Origin of the sequence: Nocardia abscessus NBRC 100374 (assembly GCF_000308455.1) — a bacterium.
GTDB classification, from domain to species: domain Bacteria; phylum Actinomycetota; class Actinomycetes; order Mycobacteriales; family Mycobacteriaceae; genus Nocardia; species Nocardia abscessus.
Window position 1 is genome coordinate 45,312 of the sequence record NZ_BAFP01000147.1, and the last position, 15,624, is coordinate 60,935.

Genomic DNA, 15,624 nt, shown 5'->3' on the forward strand with positions numbered 1-15,624 from the left:
ACGTGAAATTCATTTTGCCGCCAGGCCTTTGGATCTATCACGGCATTCCGCCGACTTGGTCAGCTTCTAAAGCACTGCGCCGATTACCGATTCGATGCCGTGCGGGCTACTCGGAGGACGGCGGGGCTCCCTTGATGAACCAGTTGATGATTTCCTCGCCTGCCAGGATGCCGGTGGCTCGGGTGATGGTGAGGTTCGGGTAAGTCCAGTTGAGCTGTTCGAGTTCGCCGTGGCGGGGGCGGATGGCCGCGTCGGCCGCGCGGAGCATTTCGGCGTCGAGGGCGCCGTCGCCCGCGGCGAGGGTGCGGGCGTCGTCGGCGAGTTCTCCGCTTTCCCAGAGGCGCTTGCGCACCTCGGCGACCGCGCGGCTCTTACAGACCGCGATCGGCATGGTGTAGATCTTGCGGCCTTGCTGTGACGCCGACCAGCCCCGGGGACGGCACCAGTCGTCCCACTCGGCCAGGAATCCCTCGGGGACATCCTTGGGCTGCACCACCAGGTAGCAGAACAGGTGGTCGGCCACGCGGAACTTGGTCACCCACGAGTCATCGATGCGCTCGTGCAGTTCCTTGGTCACTTCGGAGAGGGTGGCGCCGCCCGCACGGACCTCGGCATCGATGTCGATGCGCCAGCTCAGGTCGGGCACGCCGTCTACCAGGATGTTCCCGCCGTTACTGGTGATCGCGTAGCGCCACGGCGCCCCGGGTAGTCGAATGCGGTCGAACTGTTTGATGGTGCGAGTCGTGGTGGGAACGACGGCGGCGGGTTCGGTCAGGGTCTGCATCCGCAGGGCCGCGGTGGTGGTCATGAACGACAGCGGCGACCCTTCCAGATGCTCCACACAGACCGTCGGCACGTCGGCGGTGGTGCTGAAGGCGTTACGCGAGTAGATCATCGTCCGGTCCAGGTCGGTCGCGATCAGCGCATGTCTTCGGTGTGCTCTCGGAGGTAGGTTCACTGCTGCACGTCCTTGATCAATCCCATACACGAATATGCCAGGTCGGCGACGACTTCGACCGGGACACCCCGGGCCGCGGCGAGCATCCGGATGTGCGCGTGCTCGGGCGCGTCCGCCTCGCGCACCAGCACCATCCACGGCACCCGCCGCAGCAGCACCCGTGTGGTCTCGCCGACGCCGGGCTTCACGAAGTTCACGCCGGCGATGCCGTACTGCTCTCGCACCTGCTCTACCGACGCCCAGCCGGTCCAGGTGGGCGTCCGGTCACTCGCGCGGATCGCGGCCACTTCGGCGGGCACCTGATCGCGGATCGCGTCGAAAGCGCCGCTCACGGTGTCCAGCAGACGCCCGGACACGTCGTCACCGGCCAGTTCGCGGTAGAACTTCGCGCCGTGGAAATCACCGGGGCCGATCAGCGTGTCGTTCAGGACAGTGCGCGAAATCAGTCCGGAGACGGTCGAATTGAGACAAGCCGAGGCGATCAGGAAGTCGTCGCGGGTGCCGTAGGTGCGCACGCAGTGCCCGGGATCGGCCAGCACCGCCAGCTCGTCGTCGAACCTGGCGCCACCGGCCGCGTGATAGGCGTCCAGCGCCTCGGTCAGCTCGCGGGTGATCGCGCCTTTGCCGGTCCATCCGTCCACGAACACGACGGAGGCCGGGTCGTGCTGCTCGGCCAGATAGTCCAGCGCCACCGCGTCGATGCCGCGATCCCGCACGATCGACACCGCGTAGTGCGGCACCTCGAGGCTCGGCCGCCGCGACCGCAGCCAGCGGCGCATCAGAATGCCGACCGGCGTACCCGCCCGCGCCAGCGACACCAGCACGAGGTCCTCGCCGCGTTCGGCGACGACCAGTTCCGACACGGTCGCCACGGCGAGTGCGAGCCGCTCGGCGCTGGCGGCGAGCACCTCGTCGAACAGCGCCCGGTACGCCGCGTCCGGCTGATACTCGATCGGCAGTGACTCGGCGTAGTGCGCCTGCCCGGCCTGGATCTTCCGTTCCCGCTCGGCGACGTCGGCCTCCAGGTCGACGTCCGACAGGTCCTTCAGCAACCAGGAAACCTCGTCGGCCGCGTACGAGCCGAACGCCGGGCCGTGCAGCGGAGTGGGTAGCGCACCCACCGTCCTACTCCTCACACCGCACTCCCGTCCGTTACCCGCGGCGATGCGGCGCGCTCGGCGTGCAGCCGCCGCGGGTCGGCCCCCGGCAGCACGGCGAGCAGCACGTCGGCGCCGGAAGCGGTCAAGACGTCGACCAGTCCGTGCTCGGCCGTCAACTCCGCCGTGTCGGCGGGCGAGTCGACCACGACGACGAGCACCGGATCGGCCGCGGGCGGACCGGCCGCCGCATCGCCGCCGTCCTCGGTGATCGTGCCGACGGCATCGTCGCCGCGCGTCACGGCGGCCGGTCCGCCCAGGTCTGCCTGGAACAGATCGAGTGGATCGACGGGCCAGTGCGCGTTGTACAGGTAGCGCGGCGCGACGTCGTCCGGCTCGGGCGCGACGAACCGGAACCCGCGCCGCAACGGATAACCCGGCTCGTCCAGCACGTACGCGGGCGATCGCGTGGTGGTCTGGAAACGCGTGGGGGTCCCCGACTCGGCGAGCAGCGCCGCCAACCGCAGTGGCAGGTACATCAGCTCCTCGTGCCCGAGCACGATCGCGGCCCGGCCCGGGAAGTCGGCGGCGAGCCGTGCGGCCAGCACCTGCCCCGCGTCCAGCAGCGCGGCCTCGAACGCGCCGGTGTCGGAGGCGAGTATGCCGTGCCTGCCGCCCTCCGGAACGGAGTCCGGCCAGGGTAGTTCCATTCGGCGGAACGAACCGGGAGATCCGGCGGTCGGATTCAACCGCGGCTCGGGAAGAGCGCCGACGGCCTCGACCAGTTCCTCCGGCAGCGAAGCCCGGCCGGTGGCGAGACAGACCGTGTCGATGCGTGCCCCGAGTTCTGCGGCGGCAGCGTCGAATTCGGCGCGATGGACCTCGTTGCGCAGGTCGACCAGCGACGCCAGCACGTAATGGGCGCGCGGCGAGAACGCGTGCAGCGCACGCACCGCATCGATCGCGGTGGCGCCGGTGGAGATCTCGTCGTCGACCAGCACCAGCGGCAGGTCGTTGACGAAGATGTCGGCCGGCGCCGGTTGCAGCAGGTGCGAGGTGGCGTGCGAATGCCCCTCCTCGAACCCGGCGAGCGTCTGCGCGTGCGGCACCTCGCGCCGGGTCGAGTGCAGATAGCAGCTCGCGCCGATCCGCGCCGCCACGCAGTGACCGAGACCCGTCGCGGTCTCGGCGAACCCGAGCACGACGGCTTCGCGCTCACCGAGCACCGCGCGCACCAGATCGCCCAACCGATCGCCCGCACCGAGCACGACCCGCGGATCGGTCGGCAGGTGCTTGCCGAGCACGGTGGACACCAGCAGGTGCGCGCGGCGCGGATTGTTGTGCCGGATACCCGGCCGCACCAGGGCCGTGATCGGCAGCTGAGCCGAACGCAATCGATCCGAATCGCGTTCACGCACCGGATCATGATGCAGCGCTATACCGAGAATTCTTGTCGCCCAGGGTATTTCGTTGTTGTCGAGTTCGGTCGCGCGCCCGCTCATACGGTGACCAACGCCGTCAGCAGATCCACGAACGACACTCCCTTGTTCGCCACACCGAACACCTGCGCGCGCAACAGGGTCTGGCGCGCCCAGCTGCGATGCGGCCGCATCTCGTTCATCTTGTTCCGGTACCCCGAGGCCGCCACGCCGCCGACATCCTCCCGGAGGATGTCCAGCGCGTCGGAGTACTCCTCGTGTGTCACCACCGACAGCGCGTGCACGGCGGCCACGTGCGACGGATGGATCACCGTCTTGCCCTGGATGCCGTTGGCACGGTCCAGTGTGATCTCGCGCAGCAAGCCGTCCAGATCCCGGCTGACCAGGTATTGCCGGAACGGCACCGCGTCGGACTCCTCGAACGGCGCGGTCCGCAGCAACGGCCGGAACATCCGCTCGTGGTCGGCGAAGTACTCCCACACCGGCCCGGTGATCACGAAACCCGTTCCGTCCGCGCGCCCCAGGTAGTTCACGATGTCGGCGATGACATCGGCGACCACGCGCACGTCGTAGATGGTCAGGTCGCGGTCGCGCCGGATGCCGAAGGTCGAGCACATGTCGGTCGCACCGACCCGTACCGCGAGCACCCGTTCCCGGTGCGCGGCCAGCAGCGCCGCGATCTGCGTGAGTTCGTGATCGCGGGTCTCCCGGTGGACCAGCACCGGCGACTCCAGCACCGGCATCCCGTACAGCGGCCGCTCCACCCGCTGGGCCGCCACGTTCAGCGCGTTGAGGTACTTCGGTCCGGTGACGCTGTCGAACTTCGGGAACACGAACCCGGTCAGCACCTTGGCACCCGGTCCGAGCTGCTCGATGAGCTCGGTGATCGTGTCCGCGTCGCGCACCCGGACGAACAGCAGCGGGTTGGCGTCGTGGCTGCTCGCGAGCAGATCGAGAGCGGCGACGGTCTGCTGCTTGGCGTACTCCACCTCGTGATCGGCGACGGCGTCCTCCAGGTCGATCACCATCGAGCACACACCGTGCGCGGCCCGCCTGCCGATCGTCAGCGCGAGGTCGGGCCTGGTCGCGGGCGCGTACAGCGTCGCGCCGAGCCCGATCGCGAGCAGCTCGCGGTCGGTGTGCCCGTCACCGAACGGCTCCGGCTCCCGGTGGAAAAGTCGCCGAGCCTCTGGGCCGTGCAACTGCCGGAAGTGGCGCAGCGGCATTCGCTTCCGCAGGGAAACCTCCTGCTGGACGGCGATGCCTGCGGTCATCGTTGCCCCATCCTCATTCTCGTCGTGGTCCTGCTTGTTTTCTCATTCGATCCACTACCCCGGCTATGAATTCGGTGACGGCATCCAGTTCCGCCACATAGGCCCAGTAGTCGGGGTGACGCCCCGACAGTGTTTCGCTGATTCGGTCGATCCGTGCTGCTTGCGCGTCGAGCACCGAACCCCATTCGGCGACCAGCCCGCGGCTCACCGCGAGCATCTGCGCGTCCCGCAGCCGGAATCGTACGGCCTTGGCCTGTTCTTGCGGGTCGGACCGGATCGCACGCAGCAGGGCGAGCCGCTTGGTCACGGCGTCGACCCGCTGCTCGGCCTCGGTGAGAAACCCGCGCGCGGATGTGGTCAGATCAAGTGCAAACTCCGGATTGTTCTCGGCCGCCGCCGCACGCGCCCTGCCCAGGACCGCGTCCGCGGCCTCGATGGCTCGCTGACTTTCCCGCTCATTGTTAGCCAGATCGGCCGAACTCGCAGCATTGAACTCGCGTAGCAGCGCCGAGAACGCGGGCGCAACTCCTTCGGCCCTGGTCCGGACGGCGGCAAGGCGGGTTGTCACCGACGAGATCGCGGTGTTTGCGGCCGCGGCCCGAGATGGAGCTTGCGCCAACGCATCCGCCAGCTCCTTGGTCAGCGCCGCCAGCCGGTTGGCAGTCTCGCGCACCGTGCCCGCGGGCGTGTCCGGCCCCGCCGCCTCCAGTGTGACCAGCGCCTCATCGACCGCGACGGCACCCTTGCGCACCGAGGGGTAGTTCGCGAACTCCGATTCGGTGGCCTGCGTGCGCACCACCGCCGCGGCGGCCTTCACCTGCTGAACCAATTGCGGCACCGCGCCGAGCACGGCCACCGCCTCTTCGAGCCTGCCCTGGTCGGCGCGATAGAACTCGTCTACGGCCTGCGCCGCGGCGGTCAGTCGACCGACCGCGGCGTCGACTCGTTGCTGCCCCTGCGGAATCGGCGGACCGCCGCGCTGCGCGGCCTCCAGCTCCGCGCTCAACGTCAGGTAGACCTCCGCCGCGCCATAGCAACTGTGGCGCACCGGTTCCCAGCGCGCGCCCGTGCCCCGCTCCGGGAAGACCTCATCGGCGGCATGCACCGCCGCGTCGGCCACGCTCTGGCGCCGGTCCATGTCGAGGAACGCGGTGGCCAGCCTCGCGCGGGCATGCTCGATCCACTCGTCGTTTCCCGACGAACGGAACCATCCGCGCCTTCGGCCTGCCACGCTGCGATGGTAGGAGATCTTCCTGTTCGGCGAGGGTTACGCCGGTTCCTACGCAAGTTCGCGGAAACCTACTACTGTCGTATGACGTACCCGGCGATTCGGACATGCTGGGAACCAATGACGGACTATTGAAAGGGAATCCCGCATGGGTGTCAGTTTGTCCAAGGGCGGCAATGTCTCGCTGACCAAGGCGGCGCCTAACCTCACTGCTGTTGCAGTCGGCCTCGGCTGGGATGTCCGGACCACCACCGGCACCGACTTCGACCTCGACGCGAGCGCCATCGCCACCGGCGCGGACAAGAAGGTCGTGTCCGACCAGCACTTCGTCTTCTTCAACAATCTGCGTTCCCCCGAGGGCTCGATCGAGCACGTGGGCGACAACCGGACCGGCGAGGGCGAGGGCGACGACGAGGTCATCAACGTCGACCTGGCGAACACCCCGCCCACGATCGAGAGCATCTTCTTCCCGGTCTCGATCTACGACGCCGATTCCCGGTCGCAGTCCTTCGGCCAGGTCCGCAATGCCTACATCCGCGTCGTGGACCGCAGCAGCGGCGAGGAGCTGGCCCGCTACGACCTCAGCGAGGACGCCTCGACCGAGACCGCCATGGTCTTCGGCGAGCTGTACCGCAACGGCGCGGAGTGGAAGTTCCGCGCGATCGGCCAGGGCTACGCCTCCGGCCTGTCCGGCATCGCCCGTGACTACGGCGTGAACGTCTAGAGAACACTTCGCTGTTCGCGGGGGGCCCGGCGACGGGCCCCCTCGTCGTGTGGCCCAGGCATGCCGGGCGCCCCGGGGGCAGCGTTGGACAACCGGCGATTCAGCAGCCACGCTGGTAGCAACCGTCGCCGCCTCGTCTTCACTTCATGAAAGGTCCCAGCGTGGTCCTGCGCATATTCGGCATGTCCTTCCTCGTCACGGTGGTTTCCCTGGTCGTGGCGGTGTTGTACGGCGGGCCGACCGCCCTCGCGCTTGTCGTCATCCTCGGCATCCTCGAGGTGTCGCTGTCGTTCGACAACGCGGTGATCAACGCCACCGTGCTCGAACGTATGAGTGCCTTCTGGCAGCGGATCTTCCTCACCATCGGCGTGTTGATCGCCGTGTTCGGCATGCGACTGGTCTTCCCGCTCGCCATCGTGTGGATCACGGCCGGTCTGAATCCGGTGGAAGCCTTCGACCTGGCTCTCAACCCGCCCCCCGGCGACGCCCTGACCTTCCCGGACGGCAGCCCGAGCTACGAGAAACTGCTCACCGACGCGCATCCGCAGATCGCGTCGTTCGGCGGCATGTTCCTGGCGATGCTGTTCCTCAACTTCATCTTCGAAGAGCGCGACATCACCTGGCTGAGCTGGCTGGAGCGGCCGCTGGCCAGGGCGGGCAAGTTGGACATGCTCTCGGTGGTGGTCGCGGGCACCGGCCTGATCCTCACCGCGGAGTTCCTCGCCGACGAGGCGCACCGCTCGACCGTCCTGGTGGCGGGCCTGCTCGGCATGATCACCTACATCGCGGTGGACGGGCTCGGCTCCATGTTCCACACCGAGGAGTACACCGAAAGCGGCCCGTCCCAGCTGGCCAAGGCCACCGGTAAGGCGGGCTTCTTCCTGTTCCTCTACCTGGAAGTGCTCGACGCGTCGTTCTCCTTCGACGGCGTGATCGGCGCGTTCGCCATCACCTCCGACCCGATCATCATCGCGCTCGGCCTCGGCCTGATCGGCGCCATGTTCGTCCGATCGATCACGGTGTACCTGGTGCGCAAGGGCACCCTGGCGGAGTACGTCTACCTGGAGCACGGCGCGCACTGGGCGATCGGCGCCCTGGCGGCGATCCTGCTCGTCTCGATCGGGGTGCACGTCAACGAACTCATCACCGGCCTGATCGGCGTCGCGTTCATCGGTGCGGCGTTCGTCACCAGCATCCTGCGCAACCGCGGAGCGGACGAAGAGGAACTGGACAGCGAACGGGAACCCACGCCGGTAGGCTGATTCCCGGCAAGCAGCCGAAGACCTGTTGCGGCAGCGGCCCCATCCCGACGGATGGCCGCTGCCGCTCTCGTTTCCACAGAGGGGGGATCGCGCCATGGCGATCGACGGCAACCCCGGCGGCGTCAACCTGTCCAAGGTGACGCTGTCGAAAGCGACACCGAGCATCAACCTGACCAAGCCGGGTGAGCAGCAGGGCACCATGCGGGTCAACCTGAACTGGTCGAGCGGATCCCGGGGATTCTTCCGCCGCTCCAAGCCCGTCGACCTGGACCTCGGCTGCCTCTACGAACTCGCCAACGGCGCCAAGGGCGTCATCCAGTCGATCGGCGACAATTTCGGCGCCTTGGAGGCCGAGCCGTACATTGTGCTGGACGGCGACGATCGCAGCGGTTCGGGCACGACCGGCGAGAACATGCACATCAACCTCGCCAGGCCCGAACTGTTCAAGCGCATTCTGATCTTCGCCTTCATCTACGAGGGCGTGCCCAACTGGGCCGCTGCGGACGGCGTGGTGACGCTCTACCCGACCTCGGGCCCGCAGATCGAGGTCCGCCTCGACTCACCCGTGGACGGCGCCCGTTCGTGCGCCATCGCCCTGCTGCAGAACCAGGGGGCCGGGATCACCGTGCACCGGGAAGTGCACTACGTCCACGGCGCCCAGCGCGAACTCGACCAGGCCTACCAGTGGGGCATGCAGTGGCACAGCGCGCGCAAGTAGGTCAGCGCGCCGCGGGTACGGGCGGCGGCGCTTCGACCGCGCGCCGAGCCGGGGTGCGAGCGGCGAACACCAGGCCTACCAGGCCGATGCCGAGCGCCGCGACCGTCGTCAACCGCACCGGCTGATCGATCAGCAGCCAGGCCAGCAGCGCTGTCACGGCGGGCGTCGCGAAGAACAGTTTGCCCACCCTGGTCGCGTCCCACCGCCGCAACATCGCGTTGAGCAGAAGGAACGCGGCCATGGAGTTGATCAGCACCATCCAGGTGAGCGCCCCGGCGAACCGGCTCACATCCGACACGTACACCTGGCCGGAGAGCAAGGCCAGCACGCCCGCGATCGGTGCGCTGACCATCACGTGCAGCGCTGTGGAGGCCCGGGGATCGACGGCGGCTACGAACCGTTTCTGGTACACGGTGCCCACGCTCAATCCGAGCAGCCCCACCACGCACAGCAGTAATCCGGTCAGGGAGAAGTGCGAGCTGTCGACGACCGCCAGCGTCACGCCGATTCCGCCGATGCCGAAGCCCAACCACTGCCGCCTGGTGACGGTTTCGCCGATCAGTCCGGCCAGCAGCGCGATGACCACCGGATTCAAGCCCTGTACCAGTGCGATCACCGCGGCGGGCACATGCTCGGCCATCGCCGTGTAGAAGGCGCCGAACTGGACCACCTGCATCGACAGCCCGGCGACGAGCACATGCCGCAGCCGGCTGCCCCGCGGCCACGTGACCCGCGCCGCGAGGGCGTAGGCCGTGAGCAGAACTGCTGCGATGGCGAAACGGGCGAACAGCACCCGCAGCGGCGGCGCGGCGCCGACCCCGATCACCCCGGCGATGAACGCACTGCTCCACAACACGACGAACAGTGGCTGCGCGGCCACCATCGCGAATCGACTCTGCACGGGCCCTCCCAGAAGTAACCGCCTCAGATGGTTATCACGGTGGCATCCGCCCGACTAACCTGTCAAGACGGTTAGCATGTGGAGGTGTTCACCTTCGTGAGCGGCAACCTCGCCTTGGATTTCGCCGGCACCGTCAAGGCGCGCTCCACCACGTTCGACGACGTCCTCACCACCCCCGCCGCGCTGGCCGACTGGATCGTCGCCGCGCGGTTGCTCGACACTCCCCCGCCCAGCGACGCGGAGACTCTCGCGCGGGCGGTGCGCCTGCGCGAGGCGGCTTATCGCATGGCGCTCGCCACCGCGCAGGCGAGCACTGGCACCGACACCGACCGCCGGACCGTCAACGAGTTCGCCGAAGGCGCACCGCCCGCGGTCAGCCTGGGCGCCGGCGGCACGATCGTCCGATCCGGCGACGCGGACGCGGCCTTGGCCGCGGTCGCCCGTTCCGCGATCGAGCTACTGGGCGGCCCGGCACTGGTCAAGGAGTGCGGGCGCCCCGCATGCACCCGGCTGTACGTGGACACCTCCCGCGGCGGCTCCCGCCGCTGGTGCGACATGACGCTGTGCGGTAACCGCGCCAAGAGCGCCACCTTCCGCGCCCGGCACGGAGGTCCCTAGACCACCGGGACCAGATTGGCGGGGTCGGATCGCCGCACCGGCGGCGACACCGACCGATGCCCGCGCGGCAACGCCCACAGGAACACGAAGAACAGAACGATCAGCAGAGTCGCGCGCCCCCACACCCCGAACTGGACGATGTGCTCCATCAGCTCGACCGAGTTACCCGACCCCATCGAGTAGAAGTAGCGGAACACCCCGACCCCGATGGCCGCGTCGGCGACGAGATAGCTGCCGATCAGCCACCAGGGCACCTCCAGCAGCACCAGGAACGGCACCAGCCACAGGGTGTACTGCGGCGAATGCACCTTGTGGAACAGAAGGAATCCACACAGCATCGCACCGCTCACACCTACCCACGGGAAGGCGCCGGTCGTCAGGTAGCGCCTCCAGCCGAGCCACATGGCCAGCGCGAACGCCACGAGCACGAGCACGGGCGAGGCGACCGAGACCAACTGCTGGAACGCCGCCTCGCTGTGCCAATCCGGACCGAACATCGGCCGAATTCCCCAGTACCAGATGGAATTCGTGGTGATGTCGGCCTGCCGCAATTGCTGGAAGGTGATCGAGGCGCGCCAGCCCTCGTACCCCAGCAGTGCGAACGGCAGGTTCACCGCGACGACGGTGCCGATCGCCGCGGCCGCGGTGAGCAGAGCGCCGCGCACGTCCAGTCCCCGATCCTCGGGATCGCGCTCGACGCCTCCGGTCAGCACATACGCCAGCAGCGGCAGCACGAAGATGCCCGGATACAGCTTGAGACAGAACCCGAGACCGAGCAGCACCGCGGCCACCACACCTCTGGTGCGCACGGAGTAGCGGGTGAGCGCCGCCATCACGTAGACGGCCGCGACCGCGGTGCACACCACCGGGAGCTCCCAGTTGTGGAAGGCATAGAGGACCAGCGGCGTTCCGGCCGCCCACAGCAGGGCGGCGGCGCCGGCCAGGCGAGCGAGCATCCAGGCGGTCAGCAGCGCGAAGGGCGCGAGCAGCAGCGCGGAGTACCGGAGGAAATCGGCGTCGTTGTCCGCCTCGACCGCGCCGAGCCACATCAGCACGCCGCTGAGCACCGGATATTCCACCGCGCCACCGACCAGCGCACCGTCTTCGGTGATACCGCCGCTCACATACGGAAAGACGTGCTTGTTGATGTCCCGGCCGAGCCAGAGGAATTGGATGTCCGAATAACAGACGTCCGAATCCTTGATGACATCGAAAGCCGTGCTGCGCCCGTCCCGGTCGAACGGCTCCCCCGCACAGCGCGCCTTGTTCGCGTATGCCAGCGCCAAGACCACGGCACAGAGCAACACCACCACCGCGGCCAGCGCCGCGCGGCGTCGCACACGGCCTGCGGGCAGGTCGCGGGCGGCGAGTCCGGTCGGCATGGATCCACCCTAAGCCGACCGGCCGGGCGATGCCGCCGTTCCCCTCCCTACGAAGGCGAAGACGAGAGCGGATCTCGTGCGCGCACGAGTGGCCGCCGAGGCGATTTCTCTGCTCAGGTGCCGCTCATGTAACCTGTTCGGGTTGCTGACGCAACGACCCTCCTGCCACGGACCGTCCGTGGCCGTTTCCTAGTCCACAGGAGGTGATTGGTCCGTGCGTCATTACGAAGTGATGGTCATCCTCGATCCGAGCCTGGACGAGCGCACTGTTGGTCCGTCGCTGGACAACATGCTCAGTGTCGTTCGCACCGAAGGCGGCAAGATCGACAAGGTCGACATCTGGGGCCGCCGCCGGCTCGCCTACGAGATCGCCAAGAACGCCGAGGGCATCTACGCCGTGGTCGATCTGACCGCCGAGCCCGCCACCGTGAGCGAACTCGACCGCCAGCTCGGTCTCAACGAGTCGGTGCTGCGCACCAAGGTTCTGCGCCACGACAAGTAGTCCGGCAACCCTCGTTTGCGTCGGAGCCTGTGCCTAGGCTCTAGCGCAACAGCGAGACGCGGACTGCACACCGAGCAGGAGGAACCACATGGCAGGCGACACGGTCATCACCGTTATCGGCAATCTGACGGCCGACCCGGAGCTTCGATTCACACCGGCGGGAGCGGCGGTGGCGAATTTCACCGTCGCGTCGACCCCTCGGGTGTTCGACCGTAATTCGAACGAATGGAAAGACGGCGAAGCGCTGTTCCTGCGCTGCAATATCTGGCGCGAGGCCGCGGAGAATGTCGCCGAAAGCCTGACCAGAGGTTCCCGTGTCATCGTGAGCGGACGACTCAAGCAGCGCTCCTACGAAACCCGCGAGGGTGAGAAGCGCACGGTCGTCGAACTCGAGGTCGACGAGGTCGGTCCCTCGCTGCGCTACGCCACCGCGAAGGTCAACAAGACCAGTCGCGGCAGCGGGGGCGGCGGCTTCGGGGGCGGGTCCGGGTCCGGCAGCGGTGGCAACTATGCCTCCTCCGGTAGTAGCGGTGGGCGTTCCGGCGGTGCCGAGGACGACCCTTGGGGCAGTGCGCCCGCGGCCGGCTCCTTCGGGGGCGGCGGCCGCATGGATGACGAACCGCCGTTCTGAGAACGGCCACAACGGCCCGCGATTCGGGCCATCACTGATTACGGAGTACAAGACCATGCCTAAAGCGCCCGCGCGCGAAAAGGTGCTCAAGAAAAAGGCCTGCTCGTTCTGCAAGGAGAGCAAGACCGGAACCGTCACCATCGATTACAAGGACACGGCGTTGCTGCGCAAGTACGTCAGCGACCGCGGCAAGATCCGCGCCCGCCGTGTCACCGGCAACTGTGTGCAGCACCAGCGCGATGTCGCGGTTGCGGTCAAGAACTCGCGTGAGGTCGCTCTGCTGCCTTACGTGTCGACGGCTCGCTGAGAAAGGGAGGCACGCAAATGAAGTTGATTCTGACTGCTGATGTGGACAATCTCGGTGCCCCCGGCGACACCGTAGAGGTCAAGGACGGCTACGGCCGCAACTACCTGCTGCCGCGCGGCCTGGCGATCGCGGCCAGCCGTGGCGCGCAGAAGCAGGTCGAGGGCATTCGCCGGGCGCAGGAAGCCCGTCGGGTCCGCGACCTGGACCACGCCAACGAGCTGAAGCAGGCCATCGAGCGCCTGGAGTCGGTCACGCTGTCGGTCAAGACCGCTGGTACCGGCAAACTGTTCGGCTCGGTGACCCAGTCGGACGTGGCGGCGGCCGTCAAGGCGGCGGGTGGCCCCGTCGTCGACAAGCGCAGCATCGAGCTGCCGAAGGCGCACATCAAGACGACCGGCAAGCACGCCATCGTGGTGCACCTGCACCCGGACGTGGTGGCGAAGTTCGACCTGACGGTCGACGCCGCCTGATTCGAACAGCGCGTCGAGGACCGCTCCCGCCTGCTATCGGGAGTGGTCCTCGGCTGTGCCCTGCTGCCTCGGGTCGAATTAGTAGCTAATTGTTTGCCGAATGGCGGAGAGCGTCATTCGAGACAATTTGAGCGTTTCACCGCCCGCAATGGCTCCACATTGCCCAAGCCTGTGGATTACTGGTCAAACCGACCGACCGCAATGTGATTCACGTCATATGCGGCTCACGTGCTGTTAACCCAACACGCCCGGCTGTTCAACTTGGCCGACACGCCGGAACTTCATTAATCCACACGTGGAAAACGGCGGAAGCTGCTATCTATCTGCGGCTTTAACCCCGTCGACCTGGGTTTTCCCCAAGTTGTACACAGGGGCTGCACACGGTTGGGTGAACTCTCCCCAAGTTATCCACAGCTGTGTGCACAGCACGGTTTGGCGCATCCCCATGGGGTCGCCTAGCTTCGTCGCAACGCCGTGCGCGGGCCGCTCCCAACGGTGTGCACGAGCGGGTGCCGCGCTGGTAGCTGAAGCCCCTGGCCACCGGTTATGCCGAAGGTGTCGGTGCCTGGGAGTAGAACGAGCCAACAGGGTGGAAACCCGATCGTGGGGTAGAGAGGACGGTCGAGTCTGGTGACGACCACCGATGACCGCGGGCACAGGGATTTCCCACCCGAACCTCCTGGTGAAGACTTCGGCCGTCAGCCCCCGCACGACATGGCGGCCGAGCAGTCGGTGCTCGGCGGCATGCTGTTGAGCAAGGACGCCATCGCCGATGTCGTCGAAGTGATTCGTCCCGGCGATTTCTACCGTCCCGCCCATCAGGCGGTCTACGACACGATCCTCGATCTCTACGGTCGCGGGGAACCCGCCGACCCGGTCACCGTCGCCGCCGGCCTCGACCGCCGTGGCGAACTCAAGCGCATCGGCGGCGCGCCGTACCTGGTGACGCTCACCCAAACCGTGCCGACCGCCGCCAACGCCAGCTACTACGCCGAAATCGTCGCGGAGAAAGCCATTTTGCGCCGCCTCGTCGAGGCGGGCACCCGCATCGTCCAGTACGGCTACGCGGGCGCCGACGGCCAGGACATCGCCGAGGTCGTCGACCGCGCCCAGGCCGAGGTCTACGAGGTCACCGAACGCCGCACCAGCGAAGACTTCCTCCCCCTCGAAGAATTGCTCCAGCCGACGATGGACGAGATCGACTCCATCGCCAGCCGCGGCGGTATATCCCTCGGCGTCCCCACCGGTTTCACCGAACTCGACGAAATCACCAACGGCCTGCATCCAGGCCAAATGATCATCGTCGCGGCGAGGCCTGGAGTTGGCAAATCGACTCTGGGAATGGATTTCATGCGCAGTTGCTCGATCAAGCATGGCTTGGCGAGCGTTATCTTCTCGTTGGAGATGAGCCGGACAGAGATCGTCATGCGATTGTTGTCGGCGGAGGCGAAGATCAAGCTCGGGGATATGCGTTCCGGGCGGATGAGTGACGACGACTGGACCAAATTGGCGCGGCGGATGAGTGAGATCAGCGAGGCGCCGCTGTTCGTGGACGATTCGCCGAACCTCACCATGATGGAGATCCGGGCCAAAGCGCGGCGGCTCAAGCAGCGCCACGATCTGAAACTCGTTGTGGTGGACTACCTCCAGCTGATGACCTCCGGAAAGAAAGTAGAATCCCGCCAGCAAGAGGTCTCGGACTTCTCCCGAAACTTGAAGCTCCTCGCCAAGGAACTCGAAGTCCCGGTGATCGCGATCAGCCAGCTCAACCGCGGTCCCGAACAACGAACCGACAAGCGGCCCATGGTGTCCGATCTCCGCGAGTCCGGAAGCTTGGAACAAGATGCGGATATGGTCATCCTGTTGCACCGCCCGGATGCTTTCGAACGCGACGACCCTCGCGGCGGAGAAGCCGACCTGATTCTGGGCAAGCACCGCAATGGTCCCACCGCGACGATTACCGTCGCCCATCAATTGCATTTGTCCCGCTTCGTGGATATGGCACGCGGCTGAGTTCGGCCGCGCGTTCTGGATACTCACGCTGCAACGTCGTCGGTGAACGATGACACCGCTGAGACCGACCTCCGCCGTGCCGGGTAGGCGAGGAGGACCT

16 protein-coding genes are annotated in these 15,624 nt (G+C 67.1%); 9 read left to right on the forward strand and 7 right to left on the reverse strand.

What is annotated here, in order from left to right:
- Positions 1-106 precede the first annotated feature (106 nt).
- From ON19_RS30160 to ON19_RS30180, 5 genes are read right to left on the reverse strand one after another with little or no spacing between them, the layout of a single operon-like run.
- Entirely contained in the window at positions 107-895 is a 789-nt protein-coding gene (locus ON19_RS30160; RefSeq protein ID WP_051169431.1) for an HAD family hydrolase, read from the reverse strand.
- 59 nt (positions 896-954) lie between these two features.
- Positions 955-2,079 (reverse strand): cysteine protease StiP family protein, encoded by a 1,125-nt coding sequence (locus tag ON19_RS30165; RefSeq protein ID WP_043700345.1) that lies wholly within the window; start codon positions 2,077-2,079, stop codon positions 955-957.
- An 11-nt stretch (positions 2,080-2,090) separates the two neighbouring features.
- Positions 2,091-3,557: a phosphoribosyltransferase domain-containing protein gene (locus ON19_RS30170; protein WP_043700347.1), complete on the reverse strand. Its 1,467-nt coding sequence runs from the start codon at positions 3,555-3,557 to the stop codon at positions 2,091-2,093.
- Complete coding sequence (locus tag ON19_RS30175) at positions 3,554-4,768, reverse strand: HpcH/HpaI aldolase/citrate lyase family protein (protein WP_083899708.1); 1,215 nt, start codon at positions 4,766-4,768, stop codon at positions 3,554-3,556. The genes ON19_RS30170 and ON19_RS30175 overlap by 4 nt, the downstream gene beginning before the upstream one ends.
- A 13-nt stretch (positions 4,769-4,781) precedes the next feature.
- Positions 4,782-5,999, reverse strand: coding sequence for a hypothetical protein (locus ON19_RS30180; protein WP_227954522.1), 1,218 nt, complete (start codon positions 5,997-5,999; stop codon positions 4,782-4,784).
- A 145-nt stretch (positions 6,000-6,144) separates the two neighbouring features.
- Between ON19_RS30180 and ON19_RS30185 the strand changes: the two genes are divergently transcribed.
- The 3 genes from ON19_RS30185 (at position 6,145) to ON19_RS30195 (ending at position 8,700) form a co-directional block, all read left to right on the forward strand.
- Positions 6,145-6,720, forward strand: coding sequence for a TerD family protein (locus ON19_RS30185; protein WP_043700349.1), 576 nt, complete (start codon positions 6,145-6,147; stop codon positions 6,718-6,720).
- A gap of 161 nt (positions 6,721-6,881) precedes the next feature.
- Positions 6,882-7,982, forward strand: coding sequence for a DUF475 domain-containing protein (locus tag ON19_RS30190; protein WP_043700411.1), 1,101 nt, complete (start codon positions 6,882-6,884; stop codon positions 7,980-7,982).
- A 94-nt stretch (positions 7,983-8,076) separates the two neighbouring features.
- Complete coding sequence (locus ON19_RS30195) at positions 8,077-8,700, forward strand: TerD family protein (protein WP_043700351.1); 624 nt, start codon at positions 8,077-8,079, stop codon at positions 8,698-8,700.
- 1 nt (position 8,701) lies between these two features.
- Here the strand turns inward: ON19_RS30195 and ON19_RS30200 are convergent, their stop codons facing one another.
- A complete protein-coding gene (locus ON19_RS30200) occupies positions 8,702-9,601 on the reverse strand; it encodes a DMT family transporter (RefSeq protein ID WP_227954523.1) in 900 nt (299 codons plus the stop codon).
- Between the two features lie 84 nt (positions 9,602-9,685).
- Between ON19_RS30200 and ON19_RS30205 the strand changes: the two genes are divergently transcribed.
- A complete protein-coding gene (locus ON19_RS30205; RefSeq protein ID WP_043700416.1) occupies positions 9,686-10,219 on the forward strand; it encodes a CGNR zinc finger domain-containing protein in 534 nt (177 codons plus the stop codon).
- Here the strand turns inward: ON19_RS30205 and ON19_RS30210 are convergent.
- Positions 10,216-11,601: a glycosyltransferase family protein gene (locus ON19_RS30210; protein WP_051169433.1), complete on the reverse strand. Its 1,386-nt coding sequence runs from the start codon at positions 11,599-11,601 to the stop codon at positions 10,216-10,218. The two genes, ON19_RS30205 and ON19_RS30210, sit on opposite strands and share 4 nt — an antisense overlap.
- A 214-nt stretch (positions 11,602-11,815) precedes the next feature.
- On the opposite strand from ON19_RS30210, the gene rpsF reads away from it, so the two are divergent.
- The 5 genes from rpsF to dnaB all read left to right on the forward strand — a co-directional run bounded on the left by rpsF (position 11,816) and on the right by dnaB (position 15,524).
- Positions 11,816-12,103: a 30S ribosomal protein S6 gene (gene rpsF / locus ON19_RS30215; RefSeq protein WP_043700353.1), complete on the forward strand. Its 288-nt coding sequence runs from the start codon at positions 11,816-11,818 to the stop codon at positions 12,101-12,103.
- A gap of 88 nt (positions 12,104-12,191) precedes the next feature.
- Positions 12,192-12,734: a single-stranded DNA-binding protein gene (locus ON19_RS30220; protein ID WP_043700355.1), complete on the forward strand. Its 543-nt coding sequence runs from the start codon at positions 12,192-12,194 to the stop codon at positions 12,732-12,734.
- Positions 12,735-12,789: 55 nt separating this feature from the next.
- Positions 12,790-13,041, forward strand: coding sequence for a 30S ribosomal protein S18 (rpsR, locus tag ON19_RS30225; protein ID WP_043700357.1), 252 nt, complete (start codon positions 12,790-12,792; stop codon positions 13,039-13,041).
- Between the two features lie 17 nt (positions 13,042-13,058).
- Entirely contained in the window at positions 13,059-13,511 is a 453-nt protein-coding gene (rplI, locus tag ON19_RS30230; RefSeq protein ID WP_043700360.1) for a 50S ribosomal protein L9, read from the forward strand.
- A gap of 630 nt (positions 13,512-14,141) precedes the next feature.
- Positions 14,142-15,524 carry a replicative DNA helicase gene (gene dnaB / locus ON19_RS30235; RefSeq protein WP_083899709.1) on the forward strand — a complete coding sequence of 461 codons (1,383 nt, stop codon included), beginning with the start codon at positions 14,142-14,144 and terminating at the stop codon, positions 15,522-15,524.
- The last annotated feature ends 100 nt before the right edge of the window (positions 15,525-15,624 follow it).

Excerpts from the sequence above, each read along its gene's own strand:
- ON19_RS30160 (WP_051169431.1), bottom strand. The coding sequence starts at position 895 with ATGATCTACTCGCGTAACGCCTTCAGCACCACCGCCGACGTGCCGACG.
- ON19_RS30170 (WP_043700347.1), bottom strand. The coding sequence starts at position 3,557 with ATGAGCGGGCGCGCGACCGAACTCGACAACAACGAAATACCCTGGGCG.
- ON19_RS30175 (WP_083899708.1), bottom strand. The coding sequence starts at position 4,768 with ATGACCGCAGGCATCGCCGTCCAGCAGGAGGTTTCCCTGCGGAAGCGA.
- ON19_RS30185 (WP_043700349.1), top strand. The coding sequence starts at position 6,145 with ATGGGTGTCAGTTTGTCCAAGGGCGGCAATGTCTCGCTGACCAAGGCG.
- ON19_RS30195 (WP_043700351.1), top strand. The coding sequence starts at position 8,077 with ATGGCGATCGACGGCAACCCCGGCGGCGTCAACCTGTCCAAGGTGACG.
- ON19_RS30210 (WP_051169433.1), bottom strand. The coding sequence starts at position 11,601 with ATGCCGACCGGACTCGCCGCCCGCGACCTGCCCGCAGGCCGTGTGCGA.
- ON19_RS30220 (WP_043700355.1), top strand. The coding sequence starts at position 12,192 with ATGGCAGGCGACACGGTCATCACCGTTATCGGCAATCTGACGGCCGAC.
- rpsR (WP_043700357.1), top strand. The coding sequence starts at position 12,790 with ATGCCTAAAGCGCCCGCGCGCGAAAAGGTGCTCAAGAAAAAGGCCTGC.
- rplI (WP_043700360.1), top strand. The coding sequence starts at position 13,059 with ATGAAGTTGATTCTGACTGCTGATGTGGACAATCTCGGTGCCCCCGGC.